Origin of the sequence: Methylocystis heyeri, assembly GCF_004802635.2 — a bacterium.
In the GTDB taxonomy this organism is placed as follows: domain Bacteria; phylum Pseudomonadota; class Alphaproteobacteria; order Rhizobiales; family Beijerinckiaceae; genus Methylocystis; species Methylocystis heyeri.
This window is the reverse complement of the sequence record NZ_CP046052.1, coordinates 480,544-496,468: the sequence shown is the minus strand read 5'-3', so window position 1 is coordinate 496,468 and position 15,925 is coordinate 480,544. Positions and strand designations below refer to the sequence as shown.

The following is a 15,925-nucleotide window of genomic DNA, read 5'->3' as shown; positions in this document are numbered from 1 at the left end:
AATCGTTACCGCCCGAGGTCTAATTTGACGGAATGCGCGCCTTGAACACTTTCCGATCGCTATCGCTGCTGGCGGCGCCGATGGCCGCCGCCTTTCTTCTCGCCTCCTGCGGGAGCGGCGTAGACCCCACCTACGGCCACCGCTCGCCGCGCTTTGCGACCAGCGCGCCGCTCTCCCATCCCAAGCGGGACCCGGACTTCCTCGCCTATGCGGTGCCGGAGTCGGAACTGCCCAATTTTCCCGCCACCCTGAGCTCCAATTACGCCGTTCACGGCGTCGACGTCTCCAAATACCAGGGCAATATCGACTGGGAGGCGGTCAGGGATTCCGGCGTGTCCTTCGCCTTCATCAAGGCGACCGAGGGCGGCGACGCGATAGACTCGAAATTCGAGCGCAACTGGGAGGCCGCAAGGGCCGCGGGCATTCCGCGCGGCGCTTATCATTTCGTCTACTGGTGCCGTCCTCCGCATGAGGAAATCGGCAATTTCAAGAACATCGTGCCGGTCGAGCCGGACGCCCTGCCGCCGGTGCTCGACGTCGAGGCGACGCCCACTTCCAGAACCTGCAAACGCACGCTCTACCGGGAAGAAGTTCTCGCCGACATGCGCAAGATGCTCGAAGAACTGGAGCGTCACTACGGCAAGAAGCCAATCATCTATTCCTCGGTGGATTTCTATCAGGCCATCCTGCACTCGGACGCCCTGTCGGAATATCCGATATGGGTGCGCTCGACCAAATACCACCCGACTGTGCGCTACGGGTCGCGCAAATGGACCTTCTGGCAATATCGCTCCGACGGCTCGGTTCCGGGCATTCCCGGCGCCGTGGACCAGAACGCGTTCCACGGCAACCACGAGCAATGGCGCAGATGGCTCAAAGGGCAGACCGAGGGAGAAATCGCCGAGCACGCGCAATAACAGGAGCGGCCCGATCCTTTACGGATCACGCCCGGCGTCGGACGCCGCCTCCCGGCGCCATTGGGCCGGCGAAAGACCGACCCGCGCCTTGAACGCCCGGCTGAAGGCAGGAACGCTGTCGTAGCCGACGCGCTCGGCAATATGTTCGAGGGGCGCCCCGGTTTCGCGCAGACAGCGGCAGGCCACATTGACGCGCCATCGGCTCACATAGGCCATCACGCTCTCCCCCATGGTCTCCCGGAATCGCGCCGCGAATCGGGAGGGCGACAGCGCCACCCGCGCCGCCAGAACCTCCACGCTCCAGTCCGCGCCCGGCTCGGAATGCACATGGCGCACCGCCTCGGAAATTTTTGGGTCCGCGAGACCGCGGAACCAGCCGGCGTCCCGATCGCCCGCGCTCTGCTGATATGAACGGATCGCCTCGGCGCACAGCACCTCCAGAAGCCGCTGGGCGGTGAAGCCGTTGCGGGAGCGTCGGCCGCATTCGGCCGCGAGCATGGCCGCCGCCGCCGCCAAAGCCGAACTGGCCCCGTTTCCGCCGGCCGCGACCTTGAGAGCCGGGGGCAAAGCGCCCAAGAGCGGGTTGAGCGGAGCCGCGCGCATGACGAAGGCGCCGCAGATCAATTCCGTCGCTCCCGGCTCGTCGTGCGGCGTCATATGAGGCGCGTCTGCGCGAAGAATGGCCTCCAGCGGTTCGGGCCGCGCGCCGAATCCGTCCGAGAGGCAATGCGCCTTTCCGCCCGGCAGCAGCAGAAGCTCGGGGGCATTCACCCTGCCGACCGTTTCGCCCTCGCGGCTGAGATCGAAGCCGCCGCGGTGGGCGAGATGAAACGGCAGCACCCGCATGTCCGCGCCGACCCCGAGAAGCTCGCGAAGCCGGGCCTCCCTGGGAACGTCGACCGCCCATGGCGGCTTGCGGGCCTGGTGGACCAGCACCGAGCCGGAGATGCGCAGATCGTCCAGCGCGTCGTCCAAGGGATCTGCGAGCGTCATGACAGTCGTTCCGGTCAAGAAAACGATCGGCGCCATCATAGATAGCTTCGTCGCAGCGGCGTAGCTGTTTTCTTGTCACGGCCGGCGCCGTCGGTCGAACCCGGAGACATCCCATGACCAGCCCCCTGCCCCCCGAACTGACCTATCTCGCCCTGTCCGCCGCCTTGACGGGACTGATCTGGGTTCCGATCGTGGTCGACCGCTTCTTCGAGATCGGCGTCTGGCCGACGCTCAAGAACCCGGCCCGGGACGCTCACCCCCGCGCCGAATGGGCCTATCGGCTCGCCAGCGCCCACCGCAACGCGATTGAAAATCTGGTCGTGTTCGCCCCGCTGGCGCTCATCGTCCATGTCCTCGGCCTCGGAACGCCCGCGACGGCGCTCGCCTGCGCTCTCTTCTTCTGGAGCCGCCTTGCGCATGCGGTGGTTTACGCCGCTGGCGTCCCGGTGCTTCGCACCGTCGCCTTCCTGATCGGCTTCGGCGCGCAGGCGACGCTGTTTCTGCGCATTCTCGGGGCCATGTGAGCGGCTGTTGCTCGAATCGGGCTTTACGCGCTATGGGTCGCGCGCCGGATGGCGTCTCGCGCGCTTTCCGTGGGCGCGGCCCGTGGCGTTGCGGCGGGCCTTCAGGACGCCCCATTCCGATCGCAAAAGCCTGTCAACTTTTGCGGAGCGCGCTCTAGCCATGGGCGGCGTTTTGGTGTATCCGCGCCTTTCGAGTTTTCGTCCCGCGCATGGCGCCTGCGCCCCGGGGCTGTTGGAGAAGTGATAAAATGGCAGTTCCGAAGAGAAAAACCTCGCCGATGAAGCGCGGGTTCCGTCGTTCCGCTGACGCCCTGGCTGCGCCGACCTATGTCGAGGACAAGGATTCGGGCGAGCTGCGCCGTCCCCACCATATCGATCTGAAGACCGGCATGTATCGCGGCCGTCAGGTCCTCAAGGTCAAGTCGCAGGAAGCGTAAGCTTCATCGACAGCAAGCCTTGCGAATTAACGAGAGCGGAACCCGCACGGGTTCCGCTCTGTTTTCGTTTGGGCCAGGGCCTTTCATCAAATGATTTGAGTCGACGGTTTTTTATACGTTCTGGCGAGGCGCGCCGCAGCAATGATCGACGTGAAGAACATCGTGAACAGCATCGCCGCAACCGTCGCTTCGCGAATGTCGTGGACGCGCCAAACATAGCCGGTTGCGTCTGCCACGTCTCCCGATTGGTCGATGAGCCAGGGCGTCAGATGGGTTAACCCAGAAAAGGCATAAAAGAGGATCGCGACCAGCCGATATGCGCTCTCGCGAGTTGGAACGGGGATGGATCGCCGGCTGGCGAGATAGAAGGCGAATCCCTGATAGAACAGCCAACTGGTGAGCAACCAGCCGAAGTAGTTTGTCAGAGGCGCCCCGAAAACCGCCCCGCCTTCGTGCCAGATCCATGCTTTGGAAATCGTCGCCATCGGCGCGTCCATCACAAAATCCCACTGCGTCATCACGAGCGCAGCGACAATGGGCAAAAGTACGATGTTGCCGTTTTCGTTCAGCCTACGGTCGGCGTTGTCCAGGATCGTGCTTGCGACAATCCACGCGAAATAGCCCATGCCGAACCAGACGCCGCCGACGATAATTGAAATTGCGCCCACATGAGGAAGCGCCGCGCCGACCTCGAAATGATAGCGTCCGAAAATTAGACCGGTCGCGCTGCCGATATTTTCCGTCGTAAAGCTCACGACGAGGCAGATAGCCAACAGGGCAAGAGCATTTCCGAAACGATAGTTCCTCACACAATGGATAAAGGCGCAGGCGCACCCGATCGCGGCCCACCACAGCGTGAAGGGCGATGGATCCCAAGCATAGAGCGCGCCCAAGGCGAGATAAACGGCGATAAGCGACCAAATGATCGCTTCGCGCCAATGAGAGGATAAATAGCAGCGGCCCTGCAACATCATTCCCCTCGTGAATGGCGGGCTAGAGTGCTTTCGAGCGAAGCGGATACCGGTTCGCGTGAAGAAAACACGATTAAACAAGGAGCCTAGAGTCTTTCCAGCCGAAGTGGACGCCGGTTCGGCGTTGGAAACGCGTTAAAACAAAAGCCTAGGGTGTTTCCATGAAACATGAAAACACCCTAGGTTCGCCCGTTCTGGGCGAAAGCGAGGATCGGCATCAGCACCGCCCGGGGAGTAAGGCGCGCGAAGGCCACTGTGAATTTGTTCATCACGCCGGGAACCACCACCCGCCTGCCCGCAAACAGTCCCTCATAGCCCTGGCGCGCGACCTCCTCCGCGGAAACCAGCGAGGGCTTCAACGCGGCCATCGCGCCCGTGAGGTCGAAGCCCGCCCGGGCCTGAAAGCCGGTCAGCACCGGCCCCGGGCAAAGGCAGGAGACCTTGACGCCGAGCGGAGCCAACTCCTGTGCGATGGCCTCGCTGAAGGAGCGCACATAGGCTTTGGTGGCGTAGTAAACCGCGAAATTGGGGCCCGGCATGAAGGAGGCGATCGAGGCGACGTTCAGAATGCCGCCCTTCGCCTCCATGATCGGTTTCATGAAGCGCAGGGTCAGCGCCGACAGCGCCTTGACGTTCAGCTCGACCATATGAAGCTGCTCGGCCTCGTCCAGCTTCGACGCGGGGCCGATCAGGCCGAAGCCTGCGTTGTTGACGAGAATTTCGGGCGTTAGTCCGGCCTGGCGCAAGGCGACTTCCAGCGCGTCGATGGCGCCCTCGCCGCAAAGGTCGAGTTCGATGACATGAGCCTTGCCGCCCGTTGAGGCGATTTCGGCGGCCAGCGCCTCCAGGCGGTCGCGGCGACGCGCCACCAGCACGACCTCATGGCCCTTCGCCGCAAAGATGCGGGCGAGTTCGGCCCCTATGCCCTCCGACGCGCCCGTGACGATCGTCGCTTTTGTCCGCCCGACGGCTAGGTCGTTCATCTGGATGGTTCCTCTTTGGCGCAGGCGATCCCCTCAGGACTTCGACCAGGGACCGGGAAAGCTTTCTTTTTCGGCCGGGACCTCGCGGACGGCGGCTTCCTCCTCGGCGTCCTTTCGCAGCATCACGCGATCGCGCGAAGAAACGCCGAGCAATTCCGCGACCCGCCAGACGACATTTTCCTCAAACTCGTGAACCGAGCCGTCGACATAGGCCATTTCCCACAGCATGGCGACGACCTGACGACGCCCTTCTTCGTCGAGCGTTCGCTTGAGCACGCTGGTGAAACGGAACAGGTCCACGGCTTCCCGCTCGCTCTCGGAGGCGTGCTGGATCAGCTCCCGGGCGGTCGCGCGGTTCAGCCCAAAGCGGCTCTCCACGATCGCCTGGAGCCGCTCGCGTTCATTGGCGTCGAATTCACCGTCGATCGTCGCGATATGCACCAGCAGGGCGGCCGCGGCGAGGCGATAGTCGTTGGCCTCGAACCGCCTTTCAGAGGGCTCGCCGCCGGCGATCTCGGAAAGAAAACCTTTGAGCGCGTCGAACATCCTGCGTCCCCCGGAGCGTTTCCCGCAACAACTCGCCGGCCTGTGCGAAAGTCGTCGCTCTCATGGCCGATTTCCGCGCGCTTTCCGCCGCGCGCAAATCCAAAGGCCTTCCGGCGCCCATCGCCGCAATCGCGGCCGAAAGGAGCGCCGGCAAAGCTCGTTTCGCTATAAAGCAGGCCGGACCGAAAGTGTAGCGCCGAGGATTTCGCCGATCTCAAGCGCCGGGGAGAATTTCGAGCGCCTTTTCCGCGGGCCGGCACAGACGCGCGCCCTTGGGCGCCTCCACGATCGGCCGCTCGATCAGCTTCGGGTGAGAGATCATGAAATCGATCAACTGGTCCTCGGTCCATTTGGGATCGGAAAGCCCGAGCTCGTCGTAGGGCGTCCCCTTCTGGCGCAGCAACTGACGCGCAGTCATGCCCATGGCCTTCAACAACGAGACCAGCTTTTCCCGGCTCGGCGGATTTTTCAGATATTCGATCACGACCGGCTCCACGCCGCTCTGCCGGATCATGGCCAGGACGTTGCGGGAGGTGCCGCAGGCGGGATTGTGATAAATCGTGATGGTCACGGTAAGCTGCTCCGAATTGTCGTCGTCATTTTTGCGCAACGAAGAAGAGACGCGGATAGCGTAACAGGAATTTGCCGTTCGGCTGAGGCGCATAGGCCTGGGACAGCGCATCCCTGTAGCGCGCCAGAAAGGCTTCCTTCTCCGCCGGACACAAAGGCTTCAGGAACGGTTGCAGCTCGGCGCCTTCAAACCATTCCACGATGCGATCGGGTCCGTCGACGGGATGGATATAGGTCGTTTGCCAAATGTCCAGACTCGAGCAGATCGGCGCCAGCAGGCGATAATATTCGTCGAGAGGACCGATGATCGCCTGGCTCTTGGCGACCGGCACCAGCCGGTCGGCCCATGGTCCGTCCGCGGCGACCATGCGCATCAGCGCATGCGAGTCTTCCTGCATGTTGTTGGGCATCTGCACGGCGAGGCAACCGCCGTCCCTCAAACAGGAAACAAGCCGGACCATCAGATCGTAATGCTCGGGCACGAAATGCAGCGAGGCGTTTGCGAAAACGAGGTCGGTTTCCTCCCGCGGCCGCCAGGACTCGATGTCCTCCTTGATGAAATCTGCGTCCACCACCCTTTGGCGGGCGACCTGCAACATGTTGTCCGAATTGTCCACGCCGATCACTGAGGCGCGAGGAAAGCGCCGCTTGAGCAGTGTGGCGCTGTTGCCGGGACCGCAGCCGAGATCGTAGACGATCTTGGGGTCCATATCCGGAACCTGAGCGAGAAGATCTATCGCCGCGCGCGTCCGCTCATGCTCGAACTTCATGTAAAGCGCTGAATCCCAGTCCCCCACCGAAACGACCTCCAATTTCATCGCGACAATTGTTCCTCGCGTGACGCCGGGATTTGCGGCGCAACGCCGGCGCAGGGATCGAAGCTAAGGGAATTCGCCGGTCGAACTCTGCGCCTTTGGGGAGATCAGGCCCGAAGCAAGGATTTTAAGCCGCGCCGAATGAAACGGATGTCGACGTCCCGCATATCCAGCCTCCCCGTGATTCTTTACTTGTCGCAGCCCCACCACAATATGAATGCATGTCCATTGTGGCGTCTGAGGGGCGTATGGCGCCGCCGCGCTCACGTCTCCCACGCGCAAAAAAGGCGAACGGAATGAAACTGCGCTGGCTCTTTGCGATCGTCTCGCCGGCCTATGTCTTCCTTGCGGTCGGCCCCGGAGAGACCGCGAACGAACCGCGGCGCGAGGCGCCTGTGGTTTTCGGAGACTGGCGCGACGACGCCCCCGGCGTTGCGCACAAGATCACGGTCGACGATCTGCCTGCGCCCAACGAGGCCGGCTCCGCATCCCGCAGCGGCAGAATGGCTCGGCCTCCCGCAGGCTGGCGCCCCCGAGCTCCCGAAGGTTTCAAGGTGCGAATGCTGGCCGAGAATTTCAGGGGGCCTCGGACGATGCGGACGGGGCCGAACGGCGACATATTCCTGGCCGAAAGCACGGCAGGCAATATTCGCCTGCTGAGGCTGGACGAGAGCGGCGACAGGTTCGCCCTGAACGAGGTGTTTATCCGCGGACTGCAGGGACCATACGGAATCGCCTTTTATCCCCCGGGCCCGGAGCCGCGTTACATTTACATCGGCGCGGAGACCGAGGTGCTGCGCTACCCTTACGCCGAGGGCGCGACCAAGCCTACCGGCCCAGCCGAGAAGATCGCCGACATCCCCGGCGGCAGCGGACATTCGACGCGGGACCTCGCTTTCTCCAGCGACGGCGCGACGCTTTATGTGGCGATCGGCTCGGAAACCAACGCCGCAGAAGGCCTGCGGACCCCGGCGACCGACAATACGGGCGCCGTCGGAGAGTTCGGAGGCGTGGAGAAAGGCCGAGCCCAGGTGCTCGCCCTCGATCCCGAGGGCGGACATCGCCGCCCCTATGCAACCGGTCTTCGCAATTGTTCCGGCCTTGCGCCGAGGCCGGGAAGCAACGACATCTGGTGCGCGGTCAACGAGAGGGACCTGCTCGGGGACAACCTGCCTCCAGATTACGCAACCAATGTCGAAGCCGGCGCCTTCTACGGCTGGCCTTGGTATTACATCGGCTCCCATCCCGATCCGCGTCACGCCGGAGAGCGCCCGGATCTGGCCGACAAGTCTGCGACGCCCGACGTGCTCATCCAGCCGCATTCGGCCCCGCTCGGCATGACGTTCTACGACGGCGCGCAATTCCCGCCGCAATACCGGGGCGACGCTTTCATCGCCTTGCACGGCTCATGGAACCGCTCCAGGCTCACCGGCTACAAGATCATCCGCTTGCGCTTCGACGACGGCCGGCCGACCGGCGGATACGAGGATTTCATCACCGGCTTCCTCCAGGACGACGGAGACGTTCGCGGCCGGCCTACCGGCGTCGCAATTGCAAGAGACGGATCGCTCCTGTTCAGCGAGGACGGCAATGGCTCGATCTGGCGCGCTTCCTATGCTGGAAAGTGACCGCCGCGGCTCGCGCCTCCCCCCGCTCGAGCCTATATTCTTGGCAGATTCCTGATTCCAGCTTCGAGGACATGATGCGCAACCCTCCGCCCCAGGCCGTGCGCCTGTGCGACTACCTGCCCCCGGATTTCCTGATCGACACGGTCGAATTGGACATCTCGCTGCACAGAACGGAAACAAGGGTGCTGGCCAGGTTGCGCCTGCGCCGCAATCCCGAGGGACGCGCGGACGCTCCCCTGAAGCTCGACGGCGACGGGCTGGCTTTGCAGAGCTTGAAGCTCGACGGATGCAGCCTCGCAGCCGCAGATTACGAAGCCGCGCCCGACAGCCTGGTTGTGCACGCGCCGCCGGCGCAGCCTTTCACCCTGGAAATAGAGACGCTGGTCGATCCCAACGGAAACACACAGCTCTCGGGGCTTTATCGCTCGGGTTCCGCCTATTGCACCCAATGCGAGGCGGAAGGCTTTCGCCGCATCACCTATTTTCTCGACAGGCCCGACGTGCTCAGCGTCTATACGACGCGCATCGAAGCCGACAAAGGCGAAGCCCCGGTGCTGCTCGGCAACGGCAACCCCGTGGAGGCGGGCGATCTGCCGGGCGGACGGCATTATGCAGTGTGGCGCGATCCCTTCCCCAAGCCGTCATATCTTTTTGCGCTGGTCGGCGGCGATCTCGGCCGCATCGAAGGCGATTTCACCACCGCCTCCGGAAAAAAGGTCAAGCTCGCCATCCATGTCGAACACGGCAAGGAATCGCGCGCCGATTACGCCATGGACGCGCTGGTTCGCTCGATGCAGTGGGACGAACAGGCCTTCGGCCGCGAATATGACCTCGATGTTTTCAATGTCGTCGCCGTGTCGGACTTCAACATGGGCGCGATGGAAAACAAGGGCCTGAACATCTTCAACGACAAATATGTTCTGGCCTCGCCGCAGACTGCGACCGACTCCGATTACGCCGGCATCGAAGCGGTGATCGCGCATGAATATTTCCACAACTGGACCGGCAACCGTATAACCTGCCGCGACTGGTTCCAGCTCTGTCTGAAGGAAGGCTTGACCGTCTTCCGCGATCAGGAATTCTCGAGCGACCAGCGCTCGCGCGCGGTGAAGCGCATCGGCGACGTGCGCACGCTGAGGCTGACCCAGTTCGTCGAGGATTCGGGCCCCCTCGCCCATCCGGTGCGTCCAGACCTCTATCGCGAGATCAACAACTTCTACACCGCGACCGTTTATGAAAAGGGCGCCGAAATCATCCGCATGCTCAAGACGCTGATCGGAGACGAAGCGTTCCGCCGCGGAATGGATCTATACTTCGAGCGCTTCGACGGAACCGCGGCGACGGTCGAGAATTTCCTGTCCTGCTTCGCTGAGAGTTCGGGCCGCGATCTCTCCCATTTCGCAGTGTGGTACAGCCAGGCCGGCACGCCCCTGGTCCGCGCCGAGACCAGCTGGGATCCCGCGGCCCGATCCTTGTCGCTTACGCTCACCCAGTCGACGCCGCCCACGCCCGGGCAAAGCGAGAAGAAACCCTTGCAGATGCCGATCACCCTGGCGCTGTTCGACGACAAGGGCGAAAAGCTGGCTCTCGTTTCCGACGACGCGACTCCGGAAGAAAAATCCCGCGGGACGATCGAACTCTCCACGCAAAGCAGGACCGTCCGCTTCAAACAATTGCCTGCGCGGCCGACGCTCTCGCTCCTGCGCGGTTTCTCCGCGCCGATCAGGCTGGAGCCGGCTCCCGACAACGCGGATCTTGTACGGCTGCTCGCCTTCGACGACGATCCCTTCAACCGGTGGCAGGCGGCGCAGAGCCTCGCCCTGCGCTCCATCTTTGCGAGGGTCGCCGCCCTGCGAGGCGAAGGCCAAACGCCGGACGACAGCGCCTTTTACGCCGCCTTGCAGCGCTTGCTCGACGCCAACGACATGGACCCGGCCTTCGCGGCGCAGGTTCTGTCGCTCCCCAGCGAAATCGACCTCGCCCGTGAAATGGGAGAGAACGTCGATCCCGACATTCTGTTTTCAGCCCGCAGCGCCCTGCGCCAGGAACTCGGCGGGACTCTGAAGCCGCTGCTCGAAGAGATTCACGCCCGCTTCGAAAGCTCCGGCTCCTATTCTCCGGACGCGTCGAGCGCGGGCCGCCGCTCGCTCAGGAACGTCGCGCTCGATCTCATCGCCGCGGGCGACAAGGCGAGAGGCGGCGTGTTGGCCGAACGTCAGTTTGAAGCCGCCTCCAACATGACCGACAGGCTCGCCGCTCTCTCGACCCTCGCGCTGGCAGGAGGAGAACCGCGGCAAAGGGCCTTTGCGCAATTCTACCAGACCTACCAAGGCGACGCCCTGGTCATAGACAAATGGTTCGCCTTGCAGGCGACCATTCCCGAGGAAGCGACGACGACTCTGGTCCGCGAGCTGATGCGGCATCCGGATTTCTCTCTGGCCAACCCCAATCGCATTCGAGCTTTGATCGGCGCCTTCTGCTCCGGCAATCCGACCCGCTTCCATGCCCTCGACGGATCGGGCTACGAGTTGCTGGCGAATGTCGTGCTGGAGCTCGACCCCAAGAACCCGCAGGTCGCGGCCCGGCTTTTGTCGGCGCTGCGGACATGGCGCACATTGGAGCCGAAGCGCCGGGCGCTGGCGGAGAGCGCGCTGAAACGCGTGGCGGCGGGGCCGGGACTTTCACGCGATGTGAGCGACATCGCGACGCGGGCGCTGGGGATCTGACCCTTCCCGTCGAGGCCGGAGACGGGGCGAAATCCCGTCCCGGCCGGTTAATACATTTCCTAACCGACTCATTTGCTTAAGGATCTTCATTTACGACAATTTAACCTCTGGACAACTGGAGCGGAAGGGATTCAGATGGCCCTGATTCGAAGATTACAGGGACTGTCTTCTTCTTCCAGCCCAAGCCAGAGGAGCTCATCATGGCGCGTCCATCCGCAGCCAAAGCGTTGAGTCATGCCGAAACGGTATGGGGCTCTTACAGCTTTCCCGACCGGAACGAGGCGCAGCTCAGCGGACTCTGGCTGACGCGCCTCGCCCTTGCCGCCTGCGCAGTCTGCATCGTCGCGCTCGGCGAATTCGCCGTAGCGCTGAGCGTGAGCGTCCACGATCGGCTCGTGATCGACGCTTCGGCCGATCTCGAGATTTTCTCAAAGGCGATATGGCGCGATCTACGCGACGCGATCGAAACCGCGGGCGCGACGCCATCCGTAAAAGAGCCCTTGGCGCATATCGCCCCCCGCCACGCCGCGCGTGGCCGCCGCATCATCGTCACGAACGAGCAGGGGCGCGTGACGGCGGTCTGGCCGCAAGCGGCACACGCCAATGTCACCCTCGCCGAGATTCTGGGCCAGGACCCGGCCGTGGCCGATTTTGCCGAAGGTGCGGGAGCCGCTCGCGTGACGCTCGCGGACGGAACCGGGGCCATCGTCGTGGTGCGCAAGCTTCCCACGCCCTATGGACAGGTCGCGCTCATCCATCCGCTCGACTCCGTTCTCGAAGAGTGGCGCGCCGTCGCCTGGCGCTACGCCCTGACCTTCGCGGGCGCGACGATCGTCCTACTGATCATTCTCGCAGCCTATTTTCGCCAGTCCCGACGCCGCGAGGAGGCGGAGAAGGTCAACAGCCACATAAGGCGCCGGCTCGAGACCGCGCTCTCGCGCGGACGCTGCGGCCTGTGGGACTGGGATATTGCGCATGGCCGCATCTACTGGTCCGACTCGATGCACGAAATTCTCGGGCGCAAGGCGGAACGGCGCTGCCTTGCCATCTGCGAGCTCAACGAGATGCTGCATCCCGAAGACGCCAATCTCGCCCATATCGCCGAAATGGTGGCGAGTTCGAAGACCAATCACGTCGACGTGGAATTCCGCATCAGGAACGCGGCCGGAAACTGGATATGGCTTCGCGCGCGGGCCGAACTCGTCGAAGACGACCGCGAGCCGGGCAAGCATCTCGTCGGCATTGCGGTGGACATCTCCGAAGAGAAAGCTCTCGCCGCGACGACCGCCACCGCAAACATGCGGCTGCGCGACGCGATCGACGCGATATCGGAGGCTTTCGTCCTGTGGGACGCACAAAACAGGCTCGTCACCTGCAACTCGAAGTTCCTGGAGCTGCACGGCCTGTCGAGCGCCCTCGTGAACCCGGGCGACAGCTACAAGCGCGTCATGGCCTTCGCCACTGCGCCTCTCGCGCATACGGAGATTTCGTCCGAGATCGGTTCGAGAGACGCCCGCACCTATGAGGTGCGCCTGGTCGACGGACGCTGGCTGCAAATAAACGAACGCCGCACCAAGGATGGCGGATATGTCTCGGTCGGCGCCGATATCTCCGCCCTGAAGCGCCACGAGGAAAGCCTGCTGCTGTCCGAGCGCCGCCTCACCGCCAGCGTGGCGGACCTGATGAAATCGAGGCAGAAACTCGAAATCCAGGCCCAGCAGCTCGCGACGCTCGCCGAGCAATATCATTTCCAGAAATCCGAGGCCGAAGCCGCCTATCTCGCCAAGTCGGAATTCCTGGCGAACATGAGCCATGAGCTGCGTACGCCTCTGAACGCCATCATAGGCTTTTCCGAGATGATGCAGGAGCAGGTGTTCGGCGAGCTCGGATCGCCGAAATATCTCGAATACTGCAGGGACATAAACAAGAGCGGGGCTTATCTCAGCGAGATACTTTCAGACATCCTCGATATGTCGCGCCTCGAAACCGGACGCATGTCGCTCGACGAGCGGGAAGTCAACGTCGCGAAAGCGGTCGACGAAGCGCTGCAGGGGCGCCGCACCGGGGCGCTGGAGAAGAACATCGAGATCAGCTGCAACCTTTCCACCGCTCTCGCCTGCTCGGGCGATCACGACGCCATCGTCAAGATATTGGGCGTTCTTCTCTCCAACAGCGTGAAATTCACTCCCGACGGCGGCAAGGTGCGCGTGCTCGCCCGCAGGATCGGCCAATGGGTGAACATCTACGTGGAAGACAACGGCCAGGGAGTCGAGCCGGAAGCGCTCGGGCGGCTCGGCAAGCCCTTCGAACAATCCCGCGCCGTCATCGAGAACGGCATGAAGGGCTCCGGCCTCGGGCTCGCCATTGCGAAAGCGCTGATGGACTTGCATCGGGGCTCGCTGCGCCTGCGCTCGCGCGTCGGCGTCGGAACCATCGTTCTGGTGCGCTTCGCCGTAAAGGACGCAAAGGCCGCCAGTCTCCGCGAGGCGTCGCGGCCGCGCGAGAGCGTCGCCGGCAAGGTGCGCACGGCGACGGCGACAAATCTGCCGATGCGGCCCTATCACATGCGCTCGGACCGGGACTCGCCTTTCGGCGGCAGGAATCTCGGCAGCGAAATCGTCACGCGCAACCCCGGCGCATTGTCCTCGATGCTCAGCGCTCCCTGATGCAGCCGGGCGACGGCTGCGGCCAGCGACAGGCCGAGCCCCGAACCGGGGCGCGAGCGGGAATTCTCGAGCCGAACGAACCGGCCCGTAACTCTCTCGCGATCCTGTGACGGAATTCCCGGGCCGTGATCCGCAATCGTGATTTCGATTGAATCGTCCTTGCGGACGCCGCGGATTTCGATGAGCGGCTGCGCGCCTTCGGCGCCGTATTTGATCGCGTTGTCGACGAGATTGACGATAGCCTGCCCGAGCAGCTCGCGATTGCCGAAAACAACGAGGCCGGGTTCGAGAACATGCTCGAGCCTTGCGCCTTTCTCTTCGGCGACGGGCTCGTAAAGCTCGGCGATGTCGCTCGCGACACTGCCGACGTCGACGGCGCTCATATTGTCGCTCGAATAGCCGGCCTCGGCCCGCGCGATCATCAGCAGCGCGTCGAAGATGCGGATGAGGCCGTCGGACTCTTCCATGACGCCTGTAAGCGCTGCGCGATATTCCTCCGGCGTCGCGTCGGAGCGCACCACCTCGTCGGCCCGGTTGCGCAGGCGCGTGAGCGGCGTCTTCAAATCATGCGCGATATTGTCCGAAACCTCCTTGAGCCCGACCATCAATTCGGAAATTCGCGACAGCATCGCGTTGAAGTTTTCCGCCAGCCGGTCGAGTTCGTCGCCGGCCCCCGTGACCTCCAGCCGCTGTTCGAGGTCGCCGGCCATGATGCGTCTCGCGGAGGCCGACATTATATCGACGCGCTCGATCAGCCGGTTCGCGACGAACAATCCGCCCATCGTGCCGACCAGCACGAGCCAGAACAGGGAAGTTCCGAGACCGTGCCCCAATATCTGGCGCAGCACGCGATGGTCTTCGATATCGTGGCCGACCAGCACCCTGAAGCCGCCGGGCAGGACGAATAGACGAGCGAGGGCGAAATGGGTCCTGCCGTCGGCGAGCTCCCCGCTCCTTTGATAGGTGGTCTCGACCAGGTCCGCGGCTTCGGTCGCCATGACGGAGGACGCCGCAATATTGCCTGCGATCACGTCTCCCGTGTAGGTGGTCACGAGATAGATCGAGCTGCCGGGGGCGCGGGCGCGATTTTGCACCGCCAATGCGAGCTGCCGTACGCCGCCCTCGAAATATTGCTCCGACAGCCCCTGTATCTCGGCGTCGACGGTCTGGGAGATCTGCTCGTCGAGAACCTCCCTGACGCGCCATCCCACGCTGCCGAGCACCATCCAGGCGCCGAAGGAGAACAGCACCAGATAGGCGAAAGACAGTTTGAAGGCTGTCGTGCGGAAAAGCTTACCGAGCGCTTTCACGGATCATATATCCAGCGCCGCGAATGGTGTGCAGAAGCGGCGTCTCCCTGCCCTTGTCGATTTTGGAGCGCAAACGGGAAATATGCACGTCGATGACGTTGGTCTGCGGATCGAAATGATAGTCCCACACATTCTCCAGCAGCATCGTCCGCGTCACCACCTGCCCGGCGTGTTTCATCAGATATTCCAGCAGGCGATACTCGCGCGGCTGCAGAACGACCTCCTTCCCTGCGACTGAGACCTCGTGAGAAAGCCGATCGAGCTCCAGATCGCCTACGCGGTAAACGGTCGCCTCGCCGCGGGCGCCAGACCTGCGGCGCGCCAGCGCCTCGACGCGGGCCAGCAGCTCCGAAAAGGCGTAAGGCTTGGCGAGATAGTCGTCGCCGCCGGCGCGCAACCCCTTGACCCTGTCGTCGACCTGGCCGAGCGCCGACAATATCAGCGTCGGCGTCTCGATATTCTGTTCCCGGAGCCCGGAGATGAGGGACAAGCCGTCGAGCTTGGGCAGCATGCGGTCAACGACGAGCACGTCATACTCGCCTTCGCGCGCCGCGGCGTATCCCTCCAGGCCGTCCCCGGCCTGGTCGGCGACGTGGCCCTGCTCCCGGAACGCCTTCACGAGATAGGCGCTTGCTTCCTTGTCGTCTTCGATAATCAAGATGCGCATAATCGTCATATAGTTCGTTTGTCTTAATATTCGAAAGACGCGGATCGCCGCGCCCTGGCTCTGTGGGCGGTCTTGCAGCGTAAAAGCGGCAGGCCGGCTCGCGGGAAGCCGGCCTGCGCCGCGCCGAGCCATGGGGGGCCGGAGGCTCCGGCGCTTCCCTGCTCAGAGGTCG

At 63.4% G+C, this 15,925-nt stretch carries 14 protein-coding genes; 6 read left to right on the top strand and 8 right to left on the bottom strand.

Translation table 11 applies throughout. The features are described 5' to 3' along the window. The first annotated feature begins 32 nt into the window (after positions 1 to 32). On the top strand, positions 33 to 917 hold the full coding sequence (locus H2LOC_RS02145) for a glycoside hydrolase family 25 protein (RefSeq protein ID WP_136494883.1): 885 nt from the start codon (positions 33 to 35) through the stop codon (positions 915 to 917). An 18-nt stretch (positions 918 to 935) separates the two neighbouring features. Here the strand turns inward: H2LOC_RS02145 and H2LOC_RS02140 are convergent, their stop codons facing one another. Next, positions 936 to 1,910 (bottom strand): AraC family transcriptional regulator, encoded by a 975-nt coding sequence (locus H2LOC_RS02140; protein WP_162009680.1) that lies wholly within the window; start codon positions 1,908 to 1,910, stop codon positions 936 to 938. A 113-nt stretch (positions 1,911 to 2,023) separates the two neighbouring features. On the opposite strand from H2LOC_RS02140, the gene H2LOC_RS02135 reads away from it, so the two are divergent. Both H2LOC_RS02135 and rpmF read left to right on the top strand, forming a co-directional pair. Beyond that, entirely contained in the window at positions 2,024 to 2,434 is a 411-nt protein-coding gene (locus H2LOC_RS02135) for an MAPEG family protein (RefSeq protein WP_425487315.1), read from the top strand. A gap of 248 nt (positions 2,435 to 2,682) precedes the next feature. Then, complete coding sequence (gene rpmF, locus H2LOC_RS02130) at positions 2,683 to 2,871, top strand: 50S ribosomal protein L32 (RefSeq protein ID WP_136494881.1); 189 nt, start codon at positions 2,683 to 2,685, stop codon at positions 2,869 to 2,871. Positions 2,872 to 2,957: 86 nt separating this feature from the next. On the opposite strand, the gene H2LOC_RS02125 is transcribed toward rpmF, so the two are convergent. The 5 genes from H2LOC_RS02125 to tam form a co-directional block, all read right to left on the bottom strand. Next, positions 2,958 to 3,845 (bottom strand): carotenoid biosynthesis protein, encoded by an 888-nt coding sequence (locus tag H2LOC_RS02125; protein ID WP_136494880.1) that lies wholly within the window; start codon positions 3,843 to 3,845, stop codon positions 2,958 to 2,960. Between the two features lie 176 nt (positions 3,846 to 4,021). Next, on the bottom strand, positions 4,022 to 4,825 hold the full coding sequence (locus tag H2LOC_RS02120; protein ID WP_136494879.1) for an SDR family NAD(P)-dependent oxidoreductase: 804 nt from the start codon (positions 4,823 to 4,825) through the stop codon (positions 4,022 to 4,024). A gap of 33 nt (positions 4,826 to 4,858) precedes the next feature. Next, the gene (locus H2LOC_RS02115) at positions 4,859 to 5,371 is read right to left on the bottom strand and encodes a tellurite resistance TerB family protein (protein WP_136494878.1); all 513 of its coding nucleotides are present in this window, start codon (positions 5,369 to 5,371) and stop codon (positions 4,859 to 4,861) included. A 214-nt stretch (positions 5,372 to 5,585) separates the two neighbouring features. Further along, complete coding sequence (gene arsC / locus H2LOC_RS02110; RefSeq protein WP_136494877.1) at positions 5,586 to 5,942, bottom strand: arsenate reductase (glutaredoxin); 357 nt, start codon at positions 5,940 to 5,942, stop codon at positions 5,586 to 5,588. Positions 5,943 to 5,967: 25 nt separating this feature from the next. Next, the gene (gene tam, locus H2LOC_RS02105) at positions 5,968 to 6,738 is read right to left on the bottom strand and encodes a trans-aconitate 2-methyltransferase (protein WP_202620570.1); all 771 of its coding nucleotides are present in this window, start codon (positions 6,736 to 6,738) and stop codon (positions 5,968 to 5,970) included. Between the two features lie 314 nt (positions 6,739 to 7,052). On the opposite strand from tam, the gene H2LOC_RS02100 reads away from it, so the two are divergent. The 3 genes from H2LOC_RS02100 to H2LOC_RS02090 all read left to right on the top strand — a co-directional run bounded on the left by H2LOC_RS02100 (position 7,053) and on the right by H2LOC_RS02090 (position 13,776). Continuing rightward, a complete protein-coding gene (locus H2LOC_RS02100; RefSeq protein WP_136494875.1) occupies positions 7,053 to 8,384 on the top strand; it encodes a PQQ-dependent sugar dehydrogenase in 1,332 nt (443 codons plus the stop codon). Between the two features lie 74 nt (positions 8,385 to 8,458). Further along, a complete protein-coding gene (gene pepN / locus H2LOC_RS02095) occupies positions 8,459 to 11,110 on the top strand; it encodes an aminopeptidase N (RefSeq protein WP_136496958.1) in 2,652 nt (883 codons plus the stop codon). Between the two features lie 200 nt (positions 11,111 to 11,310). Further along, a complete protein-coding gene (locus H2LOC_RS02090) occupies positions 11,311 to 13,776 on the top strand; it encodes a PAS domain-containing sensor histidine kinase (RefSeq protein ID WP_136494874.1) in 2,466 nt (821 codons plus the stop codon). Here the strand turns inward: H2LOC_RS02090 and H2LOC_RS02085 are convergent. Continuing rightward, the gene (locus H2LOC_RS02085; protein ID WP_246206949.1) at positions 13,671 to 15,086 is read right to left on the bottom strand and encodes a sensor histidine kinase; all 1,416 of its coding nucleotides are present in this window, start codon (positions 15,084 to 15,086) and stop codon (positions 13,671 to 13,673) included. The genes H2LOC_RS02090 and H2LOC_RS02085 overlap by 106 nt on opposite strands. After that, on the bottom strand, positions 15,070 to 15,753 hold the full coding sequence (locus H2LOC_RS02080) for a response regulator transcription factor (RefSeq protein WP_136494873.1): 684 nt from the start codon (positions 15,751 to 15,753) through the stop codon (positions 15,070 to 15,072). Before H2LOC_RS02080 ends, H2LOC_RS02085 begins: the two co-directional genes overlap by 17 nt. Positions 15,754 to 15,925 lie beyond the last annotated feature (172 nt).